The sequence below is a fragment of the Enterobacter sp. KB-221C9 genome (genome assembly GCF_041320715.1).
GTDB classification, from domain to species: domain Bacteria; phylum Pseudomonadota; class Gammaproteobacteria; order Enterobacterales; family Enterobacteriaceae; genus Enterobacter; species Enterobacter asburiae_D.
The window spans coordinates 1-15,613 of record NZ_JBGIWG010000010.1 but is presented as its reverse complement, the minus strand read 5'-3'; the positions used below and the strand labels follow the sequence as shown (position 1 = coordinate 15,613).

At 55.7% G+C, this 15,613-nt stretch carries 15 protein-coding genes; 9 read left to right on the top strand and 6 right to left on the bottom strand.

The annotated features are described in order from the left end of the window. The first annotated feature begins 11 nt into the window (after positions 1-11). The 3 genes from AB8846_RS15500 to rimL all read left to right on the top strand — a co-directional run bounded on the left by AB8846_RS15500 (position 12) and on the right by rimL (position 3,318). Positions 12-785, top strand: a complete 774-nt coding sequence (locus AB8846_RS15500) for a transporter substrate-binding domain-containing protein (protein WP_370733081.1) — start codon at positions 12-14, stop codon at positions 783-785. 242 nt (positions 786-1,027) lie between these two features. Further along, entirely contained in the window at positions 1,028-2,683 is a 1,656-nt protein-coding gene (locus tag AB8846_RS15495) for a glucan biosynthesis protein D (RefSeq protein ID WP_063142809.1), read from the top strand. Between the two features lie 95 nt (positions 2,684-2,778). Then, positions 2,779-3,318 (top strand): 50S ribosomal protein L7/L12-serine acetyltransferase, encoded by a 540-nt coding sequence (gene rimL, locus AB8846_RS15490; RefSeq protein ID WP_370733080.1) that lies wholly within the window; start codon positions 2,779-2,781, stop codon positions 3,316-3,318. On the opposite strand, the gene ydcK is transcribed toward rimL, so the two are convergent. Then, the gene (gene ydcK, locus AB8846_RS15485; RefSeq protein ID WP_370733079.1) at positions 3,313-4,293 is read right to left on the bottom strand and encodes a YdcK family protein; all 981 of its coding nucleotides are present in this window, start codon (positions 4,291-4,293) and stop codon (positions 3,313-3,315) included. The two genes, rimL and ydcK, sit on opposite strands and share 6 nt — an antisense overlap. A 114-nt stretch (positions 4,294-4,407) precedes the next feature. On the opposite strand from ydcK, the gene tehB reads away from it, so the two are divergent. Next, positions 4,408-5,022 carry a tellurite resistance methyltransferase TehB gene (tehB, locus tag AB8846_RS15480; protein ID WP_370733175.1) on the top strand — a complete coding sequence of 205 codons (615 nt, stop codon included), beginning with the start codon at positions 4,408-4,410 and terminating at the stop codon, positions 5,020-5,022. Here the strand turns inward: tehB and pepT are convergent. After that, positions 5,019-6,260, bottom strand: coding sequence for a peptidase T (gene pepT, locus AB8846_RS15475; RefSeq protein ID WP_370733078.1), 1,242 nt, complete (start codon positions 6,258-6,260; stop codon positions 5,019-5,021). The two genes, tehB and pepT, sit on opposite strands and share 4 nt — an antisense overlap. 111 nt (positions 6,261-6,371) lie before the next feature. Between pepT and AB8846_RS15470 the strand changes: the two genes are divergently transcribed. Then, complete coding sequence (locus AB8846_RS15470) at positions 6,372-7,967, top strand: ABC transporter substrate-binding protein (protein ID WP_370733174.1); 1,596 nt, start codon at positions 6,372-6,374, stop codon at positions 7,965-7,967. 135 nt (positions 7,968-8,102) lie between these two features. Continuing rightward, on the top strand, positions 8,103-8,777 hold the full coding sequence (locus tag AB8846_RS15465; RefSeq protein WP_111964626.1) for a DUF3313 domain-containing protein: 675 nt from the start codon (positions 8,103-8,105) through the stop codon (positions 8,775-8,777). Positions 8,778-8,853: 76 nt separating this feature from the next. On the opposite strand, the gene tnpA is transcribed toward AB8846_RS15465, so the two are convergent. Both tnpA and AB8846_RS15455 read right to left on the bottom strand, forming a co-directional pair. Further along, entirely contained in the window at positions 8,854-9,288 is a 435-nt protein-coding gene (tnpA, locus tag AB8846_RS15460; protein ID WP_370733173.1) for an IS200/IS605 family transposase, read from the bottom strand. 153 nt (positions 9,289-9,441) lie between these two features. Then, positions 9,442-10,338: a DMT family transporter gene (locus AB8846_RS15455; RefSeq protein ID WP_370733077.1), complete on the bottom strand. Its 897-nt coding sequence runs from the start codon at positions 10,336-10,338 to the stop codon at positions 9,442-9,444. 174 nt (positions 10,339-10,512) lie between these two features. Between AB8846_RS15455 and AB8846_RS15450 the strand changes: the two genes are divergently transcribed. Further along, positions 10,513-11,385, top strand: coding sequence for a helix-turn-helix transcriptional regulator (locus tag AB8846_RS15450; protein WP_032642978.1), 873 nt, complete (start codon positions 10,513-10,515; stop codon positions 11,383-11,385). On the opposite strand, the gene AB8846_RS15445 is transcribed toward AB8846_RS15450, so the two are convergent. Beyond that, on the bottom strand, positions 11,365-12,531 hold the full coding sequence (locus AB8846_RS15445) for a benzoate/H(+) symporter BenE family transporter (protein WP_370733076.1): 1,167 nt from the start codon (positions 12,529-12,531) through the stop codon (positions 11,365-11,367). The two genes, AB8846_RS15450 and AB8846_RS15445, sit on opposite strands and share 21 nt — an antisense overlap. A 92-nt stretch (positions 12,532-12,623) precedes the next feature. On the opposite strand from AB8846_RS15445, the gene AB8846_RS15440 reads away from it, so the two are divergent. Together AB8846_RS15440 and AB8846_RS15435 are read left to right on the top strand one after the other, a co-directional pair. Further along, on the top strand, positions 12,624-13,151 hold the full coding sequence (locus tag AB8846_RS15440; protein WP_370733075.1) for a helix-turn-helix domain-containing protein: 528 nt from the start codon (positions 12,624-12,626) through the stop codon (positions 13,149-13,151). A gap of 80 nt (positions 13,152-13,231) precedes the next feature. Then, positions 13,232-15,196, top strand: a complete 1,965-nt coding sequence (locus AB8846_RS15435) for a U32 family peptidase (protein WP_023335684.1) — start codon at positions 13,232-13,234, stop codon at positions 15,194-15,196. Here the strand turns inward: AB8846_RS15435 and AB8846_RS15430 are convergent, their stop codons facing one another. Then, positions 15,197-15,427, bottom strand: a complete 231-nt coding sequence (locus AB8846_RS15430) for a DUF2554 family protein (RefSeq protein WP_331412303.1) — start codon at positions 15,425-15,427, stop codon at positions 15,197-15,199. Positions 15,428-15,613: the final 186 nt, after the last annotated feature.

Below are 15,613 nucleotides of genomic sequence, written 5' to 3'. Positions count from 1 at the left end.
AGGAGTTGTAGATGAAATTACGCGCGTTAGTTGTCGGCATGGGATTGCTGTGTACCTTTTCTTCCTTCGCGGCCACCGAGCTGCGTTACGGTCTGGAAGCGGAATATCCGCCGTTTGAAAGCCGCAATGCGGCGGGCGAACTGGAAGGGTTTGACGTTGAGCTGGGGAATGCCATCTGCAAAGCGGCTGCGCTGAAGTGCAGCTGGGTTGAAACCTCGTTTGATGCGCTGATCCCGGGCCTGGTGGCGAAGAAATTTGACGCCATCAACTCGGCGATGAACATCACCGAGCAGCGCCGCAAGAGCATTGATTTTACCCAGCCGATTTACCGTATTCCGTCGCAACTGGTCGGCAAGGCCGGTACGGCGGTTGAGGCAACCCCAGAAGGGCTGAAGGGGAAAACCATCGGCGTGCTGCAGGGATCCATTCAGGAAACCTATGCGAAAGAGCACTGGGAAAAGCAGGGTGTCACCGTGGTGTCTTATAAAGATCAGAATATGGCCTGGGGCGATCTGCTGAATGGCCGTATCGACGCCTCGCTGGTCATGTCCGCGGCCGGGCAGGCAGGTTTCCTCAGCAAGCCGCAGGGGAAAGGGTTTGGCTTCATCGGCAAACCGGTATCTGACGACACTATCCTCGGCAGTGGGATCGGTTTTGGGTTGCGTAAGGGCGACGAGGCCACCAAAAAGCAGCTTGATGCCGCGATTGATAAAGTTCGTGCCGACGGCACGATCGCTAAACTCGCTGATAAGTACTTCCCGGGTATCAATGTCAGCGTAAAATAACCGCCTCATTAGCCCCGGTGAGTGATGTCGCACCGGGGCATTTTTATACACATTTTCCAGGCTTTCTTTACACCACTTTCGGGCCGTTCTGGTCGACAGAAAATATTTCTCACTTTGTTCAGATAATCATCGGCCAACAATTGGATTCTTAACCATTTTTGTTTAGGCTGTGCGTTCTTTCTTGCCGTCATTTCGCCGAGCGCGAAACACATTCACACGACCATAAGGACGTTTTTCCAGGCATGAATCGCAGACGTTTTCTAAAAGGCTCGCTGGCAGTGGCAGCCCTGAGCGGCACATCTGGGCTTGCTTCCCTGTTTTCCAAAGCGGCATACGCTGCCGACTCTGACATTGCTGACGGCCAGAGCCGTCGTTTTGACTTCTCCGTACTGCAATCCATGGCGCATGACCTGGCGAAAACCCCGTGGGGTGGCGCGCCGCGTCCGCTGCCGGACACGCTGGCGACCATGACGCCGCAGGCGTACAACGCCATCCGCTACGATGAAAAACAGTCACTGTGGAACAACATTGAAGGGCGTCAGCTGGACGTGCAGTTCTTCCATATGGGGATGGGGTTCCGTCGCCGCGTGCGGATGTTCTCGCTGGACCAGTCTACCGCCATGGCGCGCGAGATCCACTTCCGTCCGGAGCTGTTCAGCTACGGCGAAACGGGTGTGGATACCAAACAGCTGGAAGGGCAAAGCGATCTCGGCTTTGCGGGCTTCCGCGCCTTCAAGGCCCCTGAACTGGCGCGTCGCGATATCGTCTCTTTCCTGGGCGCGAGCTATTTCCGCGCGGTGGATGACACCTACCAGTACGGCCTGTCTGCCCGCGGTCTGGCGGTAGATACCTTTACCGACACGCCGGAAGAGTTCCCGGACTTTACCTCCTTCTGGTTTGAAACCGTCAAGCCCGGCGACACGACCTTTACCGTCTATACGCTGCTGGACAGCCCGAGCGTCACCGGCGCCTATAAATTCGTGATCCACTGCGAGAAGAGCCAGGTGATTATGGAGGTGGAAAACCATCTCTACGCGCGTAAGGACATCAAGCAGCTCGGCATCGCGCCGATGACCAGCATGTTCAGCTGCGGCAATAACGAACGCCGCATGTGTGACACCATTCACCCGCAAATTCATGACTCCGACCGCCTGGCAATGTGGCGCGGCAACGGGGAGTGGATTTGTCGTCCGCTGAACAACCCGCAGAAGCTGCAGTTCAACGCCTATATGGACAAAAACCCGAAAGGTTTCGGCCTGCTGCAGCTCGATCGCGATTTCTCGCACTATCAGGACGTGATGGGCTGGTATAACAAACGCCCGAGCCTGTGGGTTGAACCGCGTAACGACTGGGGTAAAGGCGCGGTTGGCCTGATGGAGATCCCGACCACCGGTGAAACGCTGGATAACGTGGTCTGCTTCTGGCAGCCGGAAAAAGCGGTGAAAGCGGGCGACGAGCTGGACTTTAAATATCGTCTGTACTGGAGCGCCATGCCGCCGGTGCGTTCTCCGCTGGCCAACGTCTTCGCCACCCGTACCGGCATGGGCGGGTTCCCGGAAGGCTGGGCACCGGGCGAAAATTACCCGAAAGTATGGGCCCGTCGCTTTGCCATCGACTTCGTCGGCGGCGACCTGAAGGCCGCTGCGCCAAAAGGCATCGAGCCGGTGATCACGCTCTCCAGCGGTGAAGCGAAGCAGGTTGAGATCCTCTACGTGGAGCCGTTTGACGGCTACCGCATCCTGTTTGACTGGTATCCAACCTCGGATTCAACGGAGCCGGTGGATATGCGCCTGTTCCTGCGTTGCCAGGGCGATGCCATCAGCGAAACCTGGCTGTACCAGTATTTCCCGCCAGCGCCGGACAAACGTCAGTATGTTGATGACAGGGTGATGCGTTAACCCTTGTGCCGGGTGGCGGCTTCGCCTTACCCGGCCTACGTTTCGATACTGTAGGCCGGGTAAGCGTTAGCGCCACCCGGCAATTGAGAGGCACCATGTCTTCAGAAATCATCCCCGTTACCCAGGATATCGAGCTTCGCGCCGTCGAAGAGCGTTACACCACCGACCTGCACAACCTCGTCATCAAAAACAAAACCTATTTGCAGACTGCCTTTGACTGGGCGCAGCACGTGGGCGGCGAAGAGGATACCCGCCGCAACGTGCAGAGTAACCAGATGCTGCACCAGCGCGGCTACGCCAAAATGTTTCTGATCTTCGCGGGTGATGAACTGGTCGGCGTGCTGTCGTTTAATACGATTGAATCAGCCAACAAGGCCGGGTACATCGGCTACTGGCTGGATGAAGATCGCCAGGGGCAGGGCATTCTCTCCCGGTCACTTCAGGCGTTTATGCGCTACTACGTGGAACGCGGTGAGATCCGGCGTTTTGTGATCAAGTGTCGGGTGGCGAATCAGCACAGCAACAGCGTTGCCGTGCGCAACGGTTTTACGCTGGAAGGTTGCCTGCGGGAAGCGGAGTACCTGAACGGTCGCTTTGACGATGTGAATATCTACGGCAAGATTTATACCCTATAACGCCCCCAGCAGCGGGGTGCGGGTGATGCGCTGGTCGCCATTAATCACCTTTTCGCCGCGCAGGTGAATGCTCTCGCCGGCAAACGCTTCAATGACAGCATCGTCGGTGATTTCAACCCGGTGCTCGATGAGCACATCACCGCTTATCCGCGCGCGCCCCTGGATCACGACCTTATCGTCAAGCATGATTGGCCCGCCGCGCAGCCAGGCCTGACCGCCAATCAGGACGTGGTGCTTGATGACGCAGTTTCCTTCCACCACGGCGTTCTCCGCAATCTGAGAGCTGTAGCGCACCGTCGGGATCGCATCGTCGTCATAGCCGGCAATCACGCGGGCGTTGCCATAGACTTTTGCGCAGTCGCACACCCAGACGTTATTCAGATCGTTGCCTTCGAGGATGGCGTTGTCGAATATTTCGGCGCGGTGCTCAACAAAGGCAAAGTTGACCATCGCCTCGCCGTAGATTTGCGCCTGGTGCACAATGCGCGACTGGCTGACGGTCGCCTTATCGTAGATTTGCAGGATCTGTTCATGGTCCGGCGTTAGCCCTTTGGCAGCAATCACCACGCTGTGATGCAGTACGCGAGCCTCGCCGTAGATATGGCACTCGCCCCGCACGCAGGACTGCTGAATAGTGACGTTGTCACTTATTCGCGCCCCGTGGCTGACCTCCGCGCCGTCCAGCCAGCAGCTGTCGCCGATACGGGCATCATGGCTGACGACGCACGGCAGGGTAAGGCGCGCGTTGCCGGACACGACGGCACCGGCGAACACCACGCTGTTTTCGTCGTAGATCCAGCAGTCGCCGTCCTGCGCGAGGGCGCGCTCGTCGTCAATCCAGCCGCCTTTGGTACCGGCCGTCACGTCGTTAAAATCCACCGTGGCGACGATCTGTCGCAGCGTCGCAGAGTGGGCTGTCTCGCCGCTTTTCCATTGCCAGAGGCGGGTCTCGTCGCTAAGGCGATATTTGGTCATCTTTGTGTCTCTGATAAGCGTCTTAACTAAACGTAGCAAATTTTTCGGTTTTCGAACGACTGGCAACCAGGCGGTAAACGCCTTAAAATGGCATTCAGGATGCACTTTCAACTTATGCAGGCTCAGGAAAAAATAATGACAGTCGATGAGAATTACTTCACAGAGAAATATGGCTTAACCCGCACCCATTCAGAGGTGCTGTTCAGTGCGCAAAAGATTAAACCGGGTAAAACGCTGGATCTGGGCTGCGGCAATGGCCGTAACAGCCTCTATCTGGCGGCCAACGGTTACGATGTGACCGCGTGGGACAAGAACCCGATGAGCATCGATAATATCGAGCGCATCAAGGCGGAAGAAGGGATCGATAACCTCCAGACGGTGGTTAAAGATCTCAATAACCTGAGTTTTGACGGCGAGTACGATTTCATTTTCTCCACCGTGGTGCTGATGTTCCTGGAGTCAAAAACCATCCCGGGACTTATTGCCAACATGCAGCGCTGCACGAAGCCGGGCGGCTACAACCTGATTGTTGCCGCCATGGATACGGCGGATTATCCGTGCACCGTCGGCTTCCCGTTTGCGTTTAAAACCGGTGAGTTGAGCAACTACTACGAAGGCTGGGAGTTGCTCAAATACAATGAAGACGTTGGCGAGCTGCACCGCACCGATGAAAACGGCAACCGCATCAAGCTGCGCTTTGCCACTATGCTGGCGCGCAAGCCCGCTTAACGGGCGGCCAGCAGGCAGATCTGCAGCGCAGTGTTGTAAGACGCCTCGAACGACGACAGCGGCAGGAATTCAAACTTCGAGTGGAAGTTATGCGCGCCGGTGAAGAAGTTCGGCGTGAGCAACCCTTTTGCCGAGAGCGCCGCGCCGTCGGTCCCGCCGCGCATGGGCGTCGGTTTCGGCGTGATGCCGAGCGATTCCATCGCCTCAAACATCAGATCGATGGCGCGTCGGTCTTCGCCAATCGCATTGCTGATATTGCTGTAGGTATCTTCAATGCGATAGTCGACCGTGGCCGTGGGATGTTGGGCGGCAATCAGCGCGGCAACGTCGGCAATCTGCTGCTTGCGGGCGGCAAAGCTGTCCTTGTCAAAGTCCCGGATATTGGCCTTAAGAACGGCCTCGTTCTGCCCGGCCTGAATGCCGTTAAACCAGATATAGCCTTCACGTCCCTCGGTGCACTCTGGCGTTTGCTGGCGGTCAAAATGGTTGATGTAGTCAGTCGCCATCAGCAGGGGATTCACCAGCACGCCTTTGGCGGACATCGGGTGCGCCGTCACGCCGGTAAAGCGGATCTCAGCGGCTGCCGCATTAAAGTTCTCGTAGACAATTTCGCCCAGCTCGCAGCAGTCAATGGTCCAGGCAAAGTCGACGTCGAAGCGCTTAAGATCCAGCGCTTTGGCACCGTTCAGGCCGATCTCTTCATCAGGCACAAATGCCACGACGATATCTCCATGCTGATGTTCAGCCGTCAGGTTTTCCAGCACCGTCATGACGACCGTGACCGCCGATTTATTATCCGCGCCCAATACGCTGGTTCCGTCGCTGAAAATAATCTCCTCATTCGGATAAGCCAGAATTTCAGGATGCTCTTTAACCCGCAGCCAGATGTCTTTTTCTTTATTCAGACAGAGATCTTCACCGGTAAAGGTTAATATTTGTGGATGAATATCCGGTGATAATCCCACGTCCACGGTATCAATATGGGTAATAAAGCCGATGCGCGGCGCACCGGGCACGTTGCCTTTTTTTACCGCCGTCACCGTGGCGAATTCATCAATCACAATGTCGTCTAACCCCAGCTGCGCCAGCTCCTGCGCCAGCTCCTGCGCCAGCTCCCGCGCCATGTCGTGTTGGCCCGCCGTTGAGGGCAGGGTTTTGACTTTGGGATCGCTCTGGCTGGTAATAGCGAGATAGCGGAAAAAACGGTGCGTTAATTGTCTGGAAAGCGGCGAGCCCATAGTGATTTGTTCCTTATTTATTTTTCGGGTGTTTGCCACATCACTTTAATGTTATTTATGAAATGGCAAAAGAATTAATTAGCCGTCGAATTAAAAAGACAGGAATAAATGATGAAAAGCAAACTCACAACTTTAGCGCTGGCACTCGCTGCACTCACGGTCAGTTCCACCGTTGCCGCGAAAACGCTGGTGTATTGCTCCGAAGGATCGCCGGAAAACTTTAATCCTCAGTTATACACCTCGGGAACCAGCGTGGACGCCAGCGCCGTGCCGGTCTATAACCGGCTGGTCGATTTCAAACCCGGCACCACGGAGCTGGTGCCGAGCCTGGCGGAGCGATGGGAGGTCAGCGACGACGGCAAGGTTTATACCTTCCATCTGCGTAAAGGCGTCAAGTTCCAGAGCAATAAATCCTTCACGCCGACCCGCGACCTTAACGCCGACGACGTGATTTTCTCGTTTATGCGGCAGAAAGACGTGAATCATCCCTACCACAACGTCTCTAACGGCAGCTACTCCAACTTCGAAAGTCTGGAATTTGGCAGCCTGATAACGAGCATTGATAAAGTTGATGACCACACCGTGCGCTTTACCCTGGCGCACCCGGAAGCGCCGTTTGTCGCCGATCTGGCATGGTATTTTGCCTCGATCCTTTCCGCAGAGTATGCCGACGCGATGCTAAAGGCGGGCACGCCGGAGAAGGTGGATATGGAGCCCATCGGCACCGGGCCGTTTAAGCTGGCGCAGTATCAGAAGGATTCGCGGATCCTGTTTACGGCGTTCGCAGACTACTGGCAGGGGAAATCGAAGCTGGATCGGCTGGTGTTTAGCATCACACCCGATGCCTCCGTGCGTTTTGCCAAAATTGAGAAGAACGAATGTCAGGTGATGCCGTTCCCGAACCCGGCGGACCTGCCGCGCATGAAGGCGAACAAAGACATCAACCTGATGAGCAAAGCCGGACTTAACACCGGTTTTCTGGCTTTCAATACCCAAAAGCCGCCGCTGGATAACGTAAAAGTCCGTCAGGCGCTGGCGATGGCCATCAATAAACCGGCCATCATTGATGCCGTGTTCCACGGCACCGGCACCACGGCGAAGAACCTGCTGCCGCCGGGCGTCTGGAGCGCTGACAGCGAGCTTAAGGATTACGATTACGATCCCGAAAAGGCGAAGGCGCTGCTGAAAGAGGCCGGTTTTGCCAACGGCGTGAGCGTCGACCTGTGGGCGATGCCGGTGCAGCGTCCGTACAATCCGAATGCGAAACGCATGGCGGAGATGATACAGTCCGACTGGGCGAAAGTCGGCGTACAGACCAAAATCGTCACCTACGAATGGGGCGAATACCTTAAGCGCGTGAAGGGCGGTGAACATCAGGCCGCGCTGATGGGCTGGACGACCGCAACGGGCGATCCCGACAACTTCTTTGGTCCGCTGTTTACCTGCACCTCGGCAAACGGCGGTTCAAATTCAGCGAAATGGTGCTATAAGCCCTTTGATAAAATTATTGCGGAAGCAAAATCAACGACCGACCGCGATAAGCGCGTGGCGCTGTATAAAGAGGCTCAGCAGATGATGCATGACCAGATGCCCGCAGTGATGATTGCGCATTCAACCATTTTCGAACCGGTGCGCAAGGAGGTGACGGGCTATGAAATCGACCCGTTTGGCAAACATCTGTTCTGGCAACTGGATATAAATCAGTAATTTTTCACTGCCCGGCACGCCTCCGGGCAGTCTTTTCGCAATTTGTGCTCCCCGCATCATTTTTTGTCACAACAAACCCGCCCGTCTTTTGCTATAACTTCAAATGCATACTTGCAGATAACATGGAAAACTATCATGCGTACTCAAACTTTTTTTAAAGTTGCAGTGCTTACTGGTCTGTTGGCGCTGGCGGGCTGTTCTTCAAAAGTCGCCGCTCCCGAACAATACTCCGGCTTTTTAAAAGACTATTCAGGATTACAACAGACGACATCTGCGACGGGAAAACCAACGCTGCGTTGGGTTGACCCTTCCTATAACGAAGCGAATTACGACAGTATTCTCTGGACGCCGATTACTTATTATCCAACGCCAAAACCAACCACTCAAATTGGGCAAAAAACGCTTGATGAGCTGTTGAATTACACCAATACCAAAATGAAAACGGCTATTGGTACGCGTAAGCCAATTGTGACCACGCCGGGTAAACACAGCCTGATTTTCCGCGGTGCTATTACCGGGGTGAGTTCGCAGAAAGAGGGTCTGCAGTTCTATGAAGTGGTGCCGGTCGCGCTGGTGGTAGCGGGTACGCAGATGGCAACCGGGCATCGCACCATGGATACGCATCTCTTCTTTGAAGGCGAGCTGATCGATGCGGCCACCAACAAACCGGTCATGAAGGTGGTGCGTAAAGGCGAAGGTAAAGATCTGAACAACGAAAGTACGCCAATGACCTTTGCGACGCTGAAGCAGGTTGTTGATGATATGGCGACGGATGCCACCATGTTTGATGTGAAAAAAACCGCTAAATAAAGTAAAAGACCACCTTCTTAGAAGGTGGCTTTTGAGAATGCCCCCTGTAAGGGGGGCGATTGTCACCTTCCTCATGCTACTCTAGCAATTCCATCTGCTGTTCGTGCGTTTGCTCCATTTTCTCCTGATGCCGCACATATCGTCTGATAATTTCCTCGTTAACACCGACAGTATCTACAAAGTATCCACGTGACCAAAAGTGGTTACCCCATAGCTTCTTTCGTATATGTGGAAAACGATTGTAGAGCCTGATTGCACTGCGGCCTTTCAGATGCCCCATCAGGGTTGATATTGAGATTTTAGGTGGGACGATTACAACAAGATGTACATGATCTGGCTGAATATTTAGCTCCAGAACCTCACAATCTTTTATTCCGCAGAGAATGTAGATTGTCCTGTAAAGCTCCTTACCCAGCTTATCTTTCAGGATCCTGAAGCGGTACTTTGGCGTCCAGACTATGTGGTATTTGCAACGCCAATATACATGTGATGAACTCCTGTAAAGCCCCATGTCGGTCTGTCTCCTTTTACTTGTGGTGAGTAAGCAGAGATATTCCGGCATGGGCATTCTTCAGGCTATAGCCTTACAGGATCAATCACCACCTCCCTAGGAGGTGGTTTAGGGGTGACAATAAAACGGCCTGCGCAATGCAGGCCTTTTTATTTACGCCGTTCGTAAGCGCCTGAACCAGGTTTCCGGTTTGGTAAACATCACCATATTTCCCCCCAGAATCAGCACTAATCCCACAATACCGTTGATATGCCAGACGTAGCCTTCATACACCGTGGAGATGGACAACGCCACCAGCGGGAAGAGCAGCGTGCTGTAGGCCGCTTTGCCCGGACCAATGCGGCCCACCAGCGTGAAGTAGGCGCCAAAGGCAATGACCGAACCAAACAGTGCCAGATAGAGCAGCGCGCCAACGTAGCTGAAGGTCCACTCTGGCGCGAAGCTGTCGCCTCTGAACAGGGCAATGCAGCCCATCACCAGCGTGCCGTAGAGCATCGCCCAGGCGTTGGTGGTCATGGTTTCAAGGCCTCTGCGCTGATGGCGCATGCTGATCATATTGCCCAGCGAGAAGCCGTAGGTGCCGAGCGCGGAAAGACCAATCCCGGTCAGAAGCGACGCGCTCCAGCCACTGGCCAGAAGATCGTCCCAGAAGAGGGTGATGATCCCGACCAGCCCCAGTGCCGCCGCCGTCCAGAACCGTGCCGGCGGACGCTGCCCGAAGAAAATAAAGCTGTTAATGGCGTTATAGAGCACGGCCATGGAGAAGATCACCGATTCCAGCCCGGTATTGATGTGCGAGGCTGCGGTATAAAAACACCAGAAGTTAAAGCAGAAAACGCAGCATCCCTGAAGCATGCAATAAAGGTGATCCCGCAGCGCCAGCTTGCGCAGGCGGCGAAGGGCGATTAACGCCACCATCATCGTGAGGCTGGCGACGGCGAAGCGCCAGAAAATAGAGACGGGCGCGGCTACGGGGCCCTGCTGCAGGAAAATCGCAATCCAGGTGGTTCCCCAGATAACCACCACCAGTCCGTATAATAATGCGTTCATACTTTTTCTCTTCTCAAACCACGGAAGCCCGCAGTATGGCGCTGAGATCCGCAACGGGCTTTCACCGGCTTGCGGGTGACTTGCAAAATCTTGCGCTTTTTTCTTCCGTGGGGGCTGGCAACGGGAGACAACTCTTCTTAGACTGATATTCCAGTCAATCACGCGCTAACGGTTATGTCTCACGCTTACGATACCTTTGAAACGCTTTGCCAACAGAATGCAGTCCTGCGGGAAACCGTCTCGCTGAATTCGGGCATTCAGCTGGCAGCGTGGTACAACAAGCACGATACGATAACGGTAAAAAGCAACCATCATACCCTCAGCCTGTACGTGGCAGACGGCTACGAAAGCTATCAAAAAACGCCGGGCGGCTGGAAGAACGGCGGGGGACCGGACCGTTTCTGTTTGATGCCAAAAGAGAGCGAATCGACGTGGGATATCCGTGATGACCTGTCGTTTGTGCATCTCTACTGCACCGATGAACACCTGCGCGACGTGGGGGAAAAGATCTGGGACAAGCGGCCGCTTTCGCTGACGCTGGACGAGCGCATTTTTGGTAGCGATCCGAAGATCACCGCGCTGTATCGCCAGTTTTTGCTCGGCTGCGACTGGCAGCAGAATGCCAACCAGCTCACCCTGAGCACGGCCTCTACGCTGCTTCTGACCCATCTGCTGCAAAACTACTCTAACGTTCAGTGGAAGCTGCCGGTCGTCACCGGCGGGCTATCGCCGTTCGTGCTGCGCAACGTGCTGGCCTTTATCGAAGAGAACCTGGGCCAGCCCCTGACGCTGGCTGAACTGGCGGCGCAGGCCGCCCTCAGCGAATACCATTTTGCCCGCATGTTCCGCCAGTCGACGGGGCTGGCGCCGCATCAGTACGTGATGCAGAGGCGAATGGAAAAAGCGAAGGCCCTGGTGCAGCACACCTCGACGCCGCTGACGGACATCGCCCTTGCCTGCGGGTTTAACTCCGCCAGCCACTTCAGCAACCGCTTTCGCAGCGCGACGGGCATGACGCCTTCGCAGCTACGCGCGGCGAGCGCGTGAAAACAGGGCATAGCATACGCCGCCCAGCACCAGCCCCCAGAATGCCGAACCGATGCCGAGGATCGTGACGCCGCTTGCGGTCATCAGGAACGTGACGATAGCCGCGTCGCGCTCCGCTTCGTGATTCAGCGCCTGATATAAACTTCCGCTGATGGTGCCCAGCAGCGCCAGACCGGCGAGCGTCTGGATCCAGCTGAGCGGCAGAGCGGCCATCAGCCCGGTAATCGAGCCGCCGAAAATCCCCGCCAGCAGATAAAACCCTCCGGCTGCGATGGCCGCCAGCCAGCGTTTATCGGCGTCCGGGTGCGCATCCGGGCTTTGGCAAATGGCGGCCGTAATGGCCGCGATACAGATAGAAAAGACGCCAAAAGGAGAAAGCAGCAGCGCCAGCGCCCCCGTAACGATGATGAGCGGAGAGACCGCCAGCGGGTAACCGGAGGCCTTCATCGTGGCGAACCCCGGCGCGTTTTGCGATGCCATGGTGACCAGGAAGAAGGGCACGCCGATACTCACCAGGCTGGTGAAGGTGAACGTGGGGGCAATAAACTCGGGCATCACAAGAGAGAGGGTGAGCTTATCAGTGACAACGTCACCTCCAGCCCTTGCCACGATACCGCCGACCAGCAGCGTAACTACGATGGCATAGCGCGGCGCCAGCGCTTTTGCTATCAACCACGCCGCAATCATGCTGCCGCACAGCAGAAAGTGTCCCTCAAGATGCGCAAACGCGTGCAGGCCAAACTGCAGCAACACCCCAGCCAGCATGGCGGCAGCCAGCGAATGGGGGATCAGCCTCATCAGACGGGCGAAGAGCCCGGTGATGCCGCACAGTAAAATGAGCACGTTAGCAAAGATGAACACGCCGATCGTTTCAGCCAGCGTCACGCCGTGCAGGCTGGTGGCGAGCAGCGCCGCGCCGGGCGTCGACCAGGCGGTCAGCACCGGCGCTTTGTACCACCAGGAAAGCGCCAGCGTGCTGACACCCATCCCAATCCCCAGCGCGGTCATCCAGCCCGCAATCTGCTGTGCGCTGGCGCCTGCCGCAGCGGCGGCCTGCCAGATGATGGCGGCCGAGCTGGCGTAACCGACCAGCACGGCGACAAAACCAGCCAGTGCGACTGGAACAAGGTGAGAGGAAGGGCGCATGGAAACTCCGTTGTGCGTTATAACGTCCGACATAAGGTAGCACTGTGCGCTATAGCGTACAAGTGGTATGCTGATCGCCATCAGGAGGGAACATGGACATCACACTACATCTTGCAACCACGCTGAAAACGCTGCGCCAGGCGCGCGGCTGGAGTTTGTCGAAGCTCGCAGACGAGACCGGCGTGTCAAAAGCCATGCTGGGGCAAATCGAGCGCAATGAATCCAGCCCGACGGTGTCGACGCTGTGGAAAATTGCCACAGGACTGAACGTTCCGTTTTCCGCCTTTATCACGCCGGAGGCGGATCGGCATGCGGTGTTTGACCCGCAGCAGCAGGCGATGGTGGTTAAACCGCTCTTTCCGTGGGACGAGACGCTCGGGTTTGATTATTTCTCCATTACGCTGGCGCCCGGCGCGCTGAGTGAATCCACGCCGCATGAGGCCGGGGTGATTGAACATGTGGTGGTGGTCAGCGGCGAGCTGGAGATGAAGCTTGACGGCAAGTGGCAGACGATTTCTGCCGATTCGGGCGTCCGTTTTGCCGGTGATAAACCGCACGCCTACCGCAACAGCAGCGACCGGACGGTGCATTTTCACTCCCTGATTCATTATCCCCGCTGAGGCTACGCAAAACTGTTTCGCTGACGCATACTTCTGACTACAATAGCCGCCATTTTGACCATAACGGATAACGACGAAGTATGCGCCTGCAATCCCATCATCTTGAACTTTTAAGCCCGGCCCGCGACGCCGCCATTGCCCGTGAAGCGATCCTTCACGGCGCTGACGCCGTCTACATTGGTGGCCCTGGCTTCGGTGCCCGCCATAACGCCAGCAACAGCCTGAGCGATATTGCTGAACTGGTGCCGTTCGCCCACCGTTTCGGGGCGAAAGTGTTCGTGACCCTGAACACCATTCTTCATGATGATGAGCTGGAGCCTGCGCAACGTCTGATTACCGATCTCTACCAGACCGGCGTTGATGCCCTGATCGTTCAGGACATGGGCGTGCTTGAGCTGGATATTCCGCCTATTGAGCTGCATGCCAGTACCCAGTGTGATATCCGTACGGTTGAGAAGGCGAAGTTTCTCTCCGACGTCGGCTTTTCGCAGATCGTTCTGGCGCGCGAGCTGAACCTGAATCAGATCCGCGATATTCATCAGGCGACCGACGCGACGATTGAATTCTTTATCCACGGCGCGCTGTGCGTTGCCTATTCCGGTCAGTGCAATATTTCCCACGCGCAGACCGGCCGCAGCGCCAACCGCGGCGACTGTTCTCAGGCCTGCCGCCTGCCGTATACCCTGAAAGACGATCAGGGCCGCGTCGTGGCGTTCGAAAAACACCTGCTCTCCATGAAGGATAACGATCAGACGGCCAACCTGGGCGCGCTGATCGACGCGGGCGTGCGTTCCTTCAAGATTGAAGGACGCTACAAAGATATGAGCTACGTGAAGAACATCACCGCGCACTATCGCCAGATGCTGGACGCCATCATCGAAGATCGCGGCGACCTGGCGCGCGCGTCGGCCGGTCGCACCGAGCATTTCTTTATTCCGTCGACGGACAAAACGTTCCACCGCGGCAGTACGGACTATTTTGTGAATGCCCGTAAAGGTGATATTGGGGCGTTTGACTCACCGAAGTTTATCGGTTTACCGGTCGGTGAAGTGCTGAAAGTGGCGAAAGATCACCTGGATGTTGAAGTGACGGAACCGCTGGCAAACGGCGATGGCCTTAACGTGATGATTAAGCGTGAAGTCGTGGGCTTCCGCGCCAATACGGTGGAGAAAACCGGCGAGAACCGCTACCGCGTATGGCCGAATGAAATGCCCGCCGATCTCTACAAGGCGCGGCCGAACGCGGCGCTTAACCGTAACCTCGATCATAACTGGCAGCAGGCGCTGCTGAAAACCTCCAGCGAACGTCGTATCGCCGTGGATATTGAGCTGGGCGGCTGGGAAGAGCAGCTGATTCTGACCATGACCTGTGAAGACGGCATCAGCGTGACGCATACGCTCGATGGCCTGTTCGAGGTGGCAAACAACGCGGAAAAAGCGCTTAACAGCCTGAAGGATGGCGTGGCGAAGCTGGGCCAGACGATTTACTACGCGCGCGCAATCGACGTGAATCTGCCGGACGCGCTGTTCGTGCCAAACAGCCTGCTTAACGCGTTCCGCCGTGAAACGGCAGAGATGCTGGACGCCGCGCGCCTGGCACAGTATCCGCGCGGCAGCCGTAAAGCGGAAGCCGTCCCTGCGCCAGTCTACCCGGACACCCATTTATCCTTCCTTGCCAACGTCTACAACCATAAAGCCCGTGAATTCTACCATCGCCACGGGGTGCAGCTGATAGACGCAGCCTATGAAGCGCATGAAGAGAAGGGCGATGTGCCGGTGATGATCACCAAGCACTGCCTCCGCTTTGCGTTTAACCTGTGTCCTAAGCAGGCGAAAGGGAACATTAAGAGCTGGAAGGCCACCCCGATGCAGCTGGTCAACGGTGACGAAGTGCTGACCCTCAAGTTCGACTGCCGTCCATGCGAAATGCATGTGATTGGCAAGATGAAAAACCACATCTTCAAAATGCCGCAGCCCGGCAGTATCGTGGCGTCCGTGAGTCCTGACGACCTGATGAAAACCCTGCCAAAACGCAAGGGCAGCTAATTACCGAACGTGCGTGTCCGGTTTGCGCGATTTCTGCCACAGGTGGTGTTCGCGCAAACCCTCCGCCGACTCTTCCGCAGCGCTTCGTAACTCATCGCTGTCGGCTTCATGACGAAGCTGATGCCCCACATTCTTTACCCATACATATTCATGTCCTTTGTGCCCGGCCATCAGCTGGCCTGAAAACAGCGCACAGATAAGCATAACGAGAGATAACCCTTTTTTAATCATGGATTCACCGCTATAAAATAATACGGGATAATCATGATGATTATTTTATGGTGTTATTATTCAAAAAATAAAATTCACGCAAAGAAAATGTCAAAAAATGTGGTTTTTTAATAATGATTAAGATATTTCCTAAAAATCATTAAGGACTTTGTAAACTCCCATTTCTTGTCCACAATGGATATTCAT

Bases quoted from the DNA above. Each gene is read 5' to 3' on its own strand.
- AB8846_RS15500 (WP_370733081.1), top strand. From the start codon at position 12: ATGAAATTACGCGCGTTAGTTGTCGGCATGGGATTGCTGTGTACCTTT.
- AB8846_RS15495 (WP_063142809.1), top strand. From the start codon at position 1,028: ATGAATCGCAGACGTTTTCTAAAAGGCTCGCTGGCAGTGGCAGCCCTG.
- rimL (WP_370733080.1), top strand. From the start codon at position 2,779: ATGTCTTCAGAAATCATCCCCGTTACCCAGGATATCGAGCTTCGCGCC.
- ydcK (WP_370733079.1), bottom strand. From the start codon at position 4,293: ATGACCAAATATCGCCTTAGCGACGAGACCCGCCTCTGGCAATGGAAA.
- tehB (WP_370733175.1), top strand. From the start codon at position 4,408: ATGCAGGCTCAGGAAAAAATAATGACAGTCGATGAGAATTACTTCACA.
- pepT (WP_370733078.1), bottom strand. From the start codon at position 6,260: ATGGGCTCGCCGCTTTCCAGACAATTAACGCACCGTTTTTTCCGCTAT.
- AB8846_RS15470 (WP_370733174.1), top strand. From the start codon at position 6,372: ATGAAAAGCAAACTCACAACTTTAGCGCTGGCACTCGCTGCACTCACG.
- AB8846_RS15465 (WP_111964626.1), top strand. From the start codon at position 8,103: ATGCGTACTCAAACTTTTTTTAAAGTTGCAGTGCTTACTGGTCTGTTG.
- tnpA (WP_370733173.1), bottom strand. From the start codon at position 9,288: ATGGGGCTTTACAGGAGTTCATCACATGTATATTGGCGTTGCAAATAC.
- AB8846_RS15455 (WP_370733077.1), bottom strand. From the start codon at position 10,338: ATGAACGCATTATTATACGGACTGGTGGTGGTTATCTGGGGAACCACC.
- AB8846_RS15450 (WP_032642978.1), top strand. From the start codon at position 10,513: ATGTCTCACGCTTACGATACCTTTGAAACGCTTTGCCAACAGAATGCA.
- AB8846_RS15445 (WP_370733076.1), bottom strand. From the start codon at position 12,531: ATGCGCCCTTCCTCTCACCTTGTTCCAGTCGCACTGGCTGGTTTTGTC.
- AB8846_RS15440 (WP_370733075.1), top strand. From the start codon at position 12,624: ATGGACATCACACTACATCTTGCAACCACGCTGAAAACGCTGCGCCAG.
- AB8846_RS15435 (WP_023335684.1), top strand. From the start codon at position 13,232: ATGCGCCTGCAATCCCATCATCTTGAACTTTTAAGCCCGGCCCGCGAC.
- AB8846_RS15430 (WP_331412303.1), bottom strand. From the start codon at position 15,427: ATGATTAAAAAAGGGTTATCTCTCGTTATGCTTATCTGTGCGCTGTTT.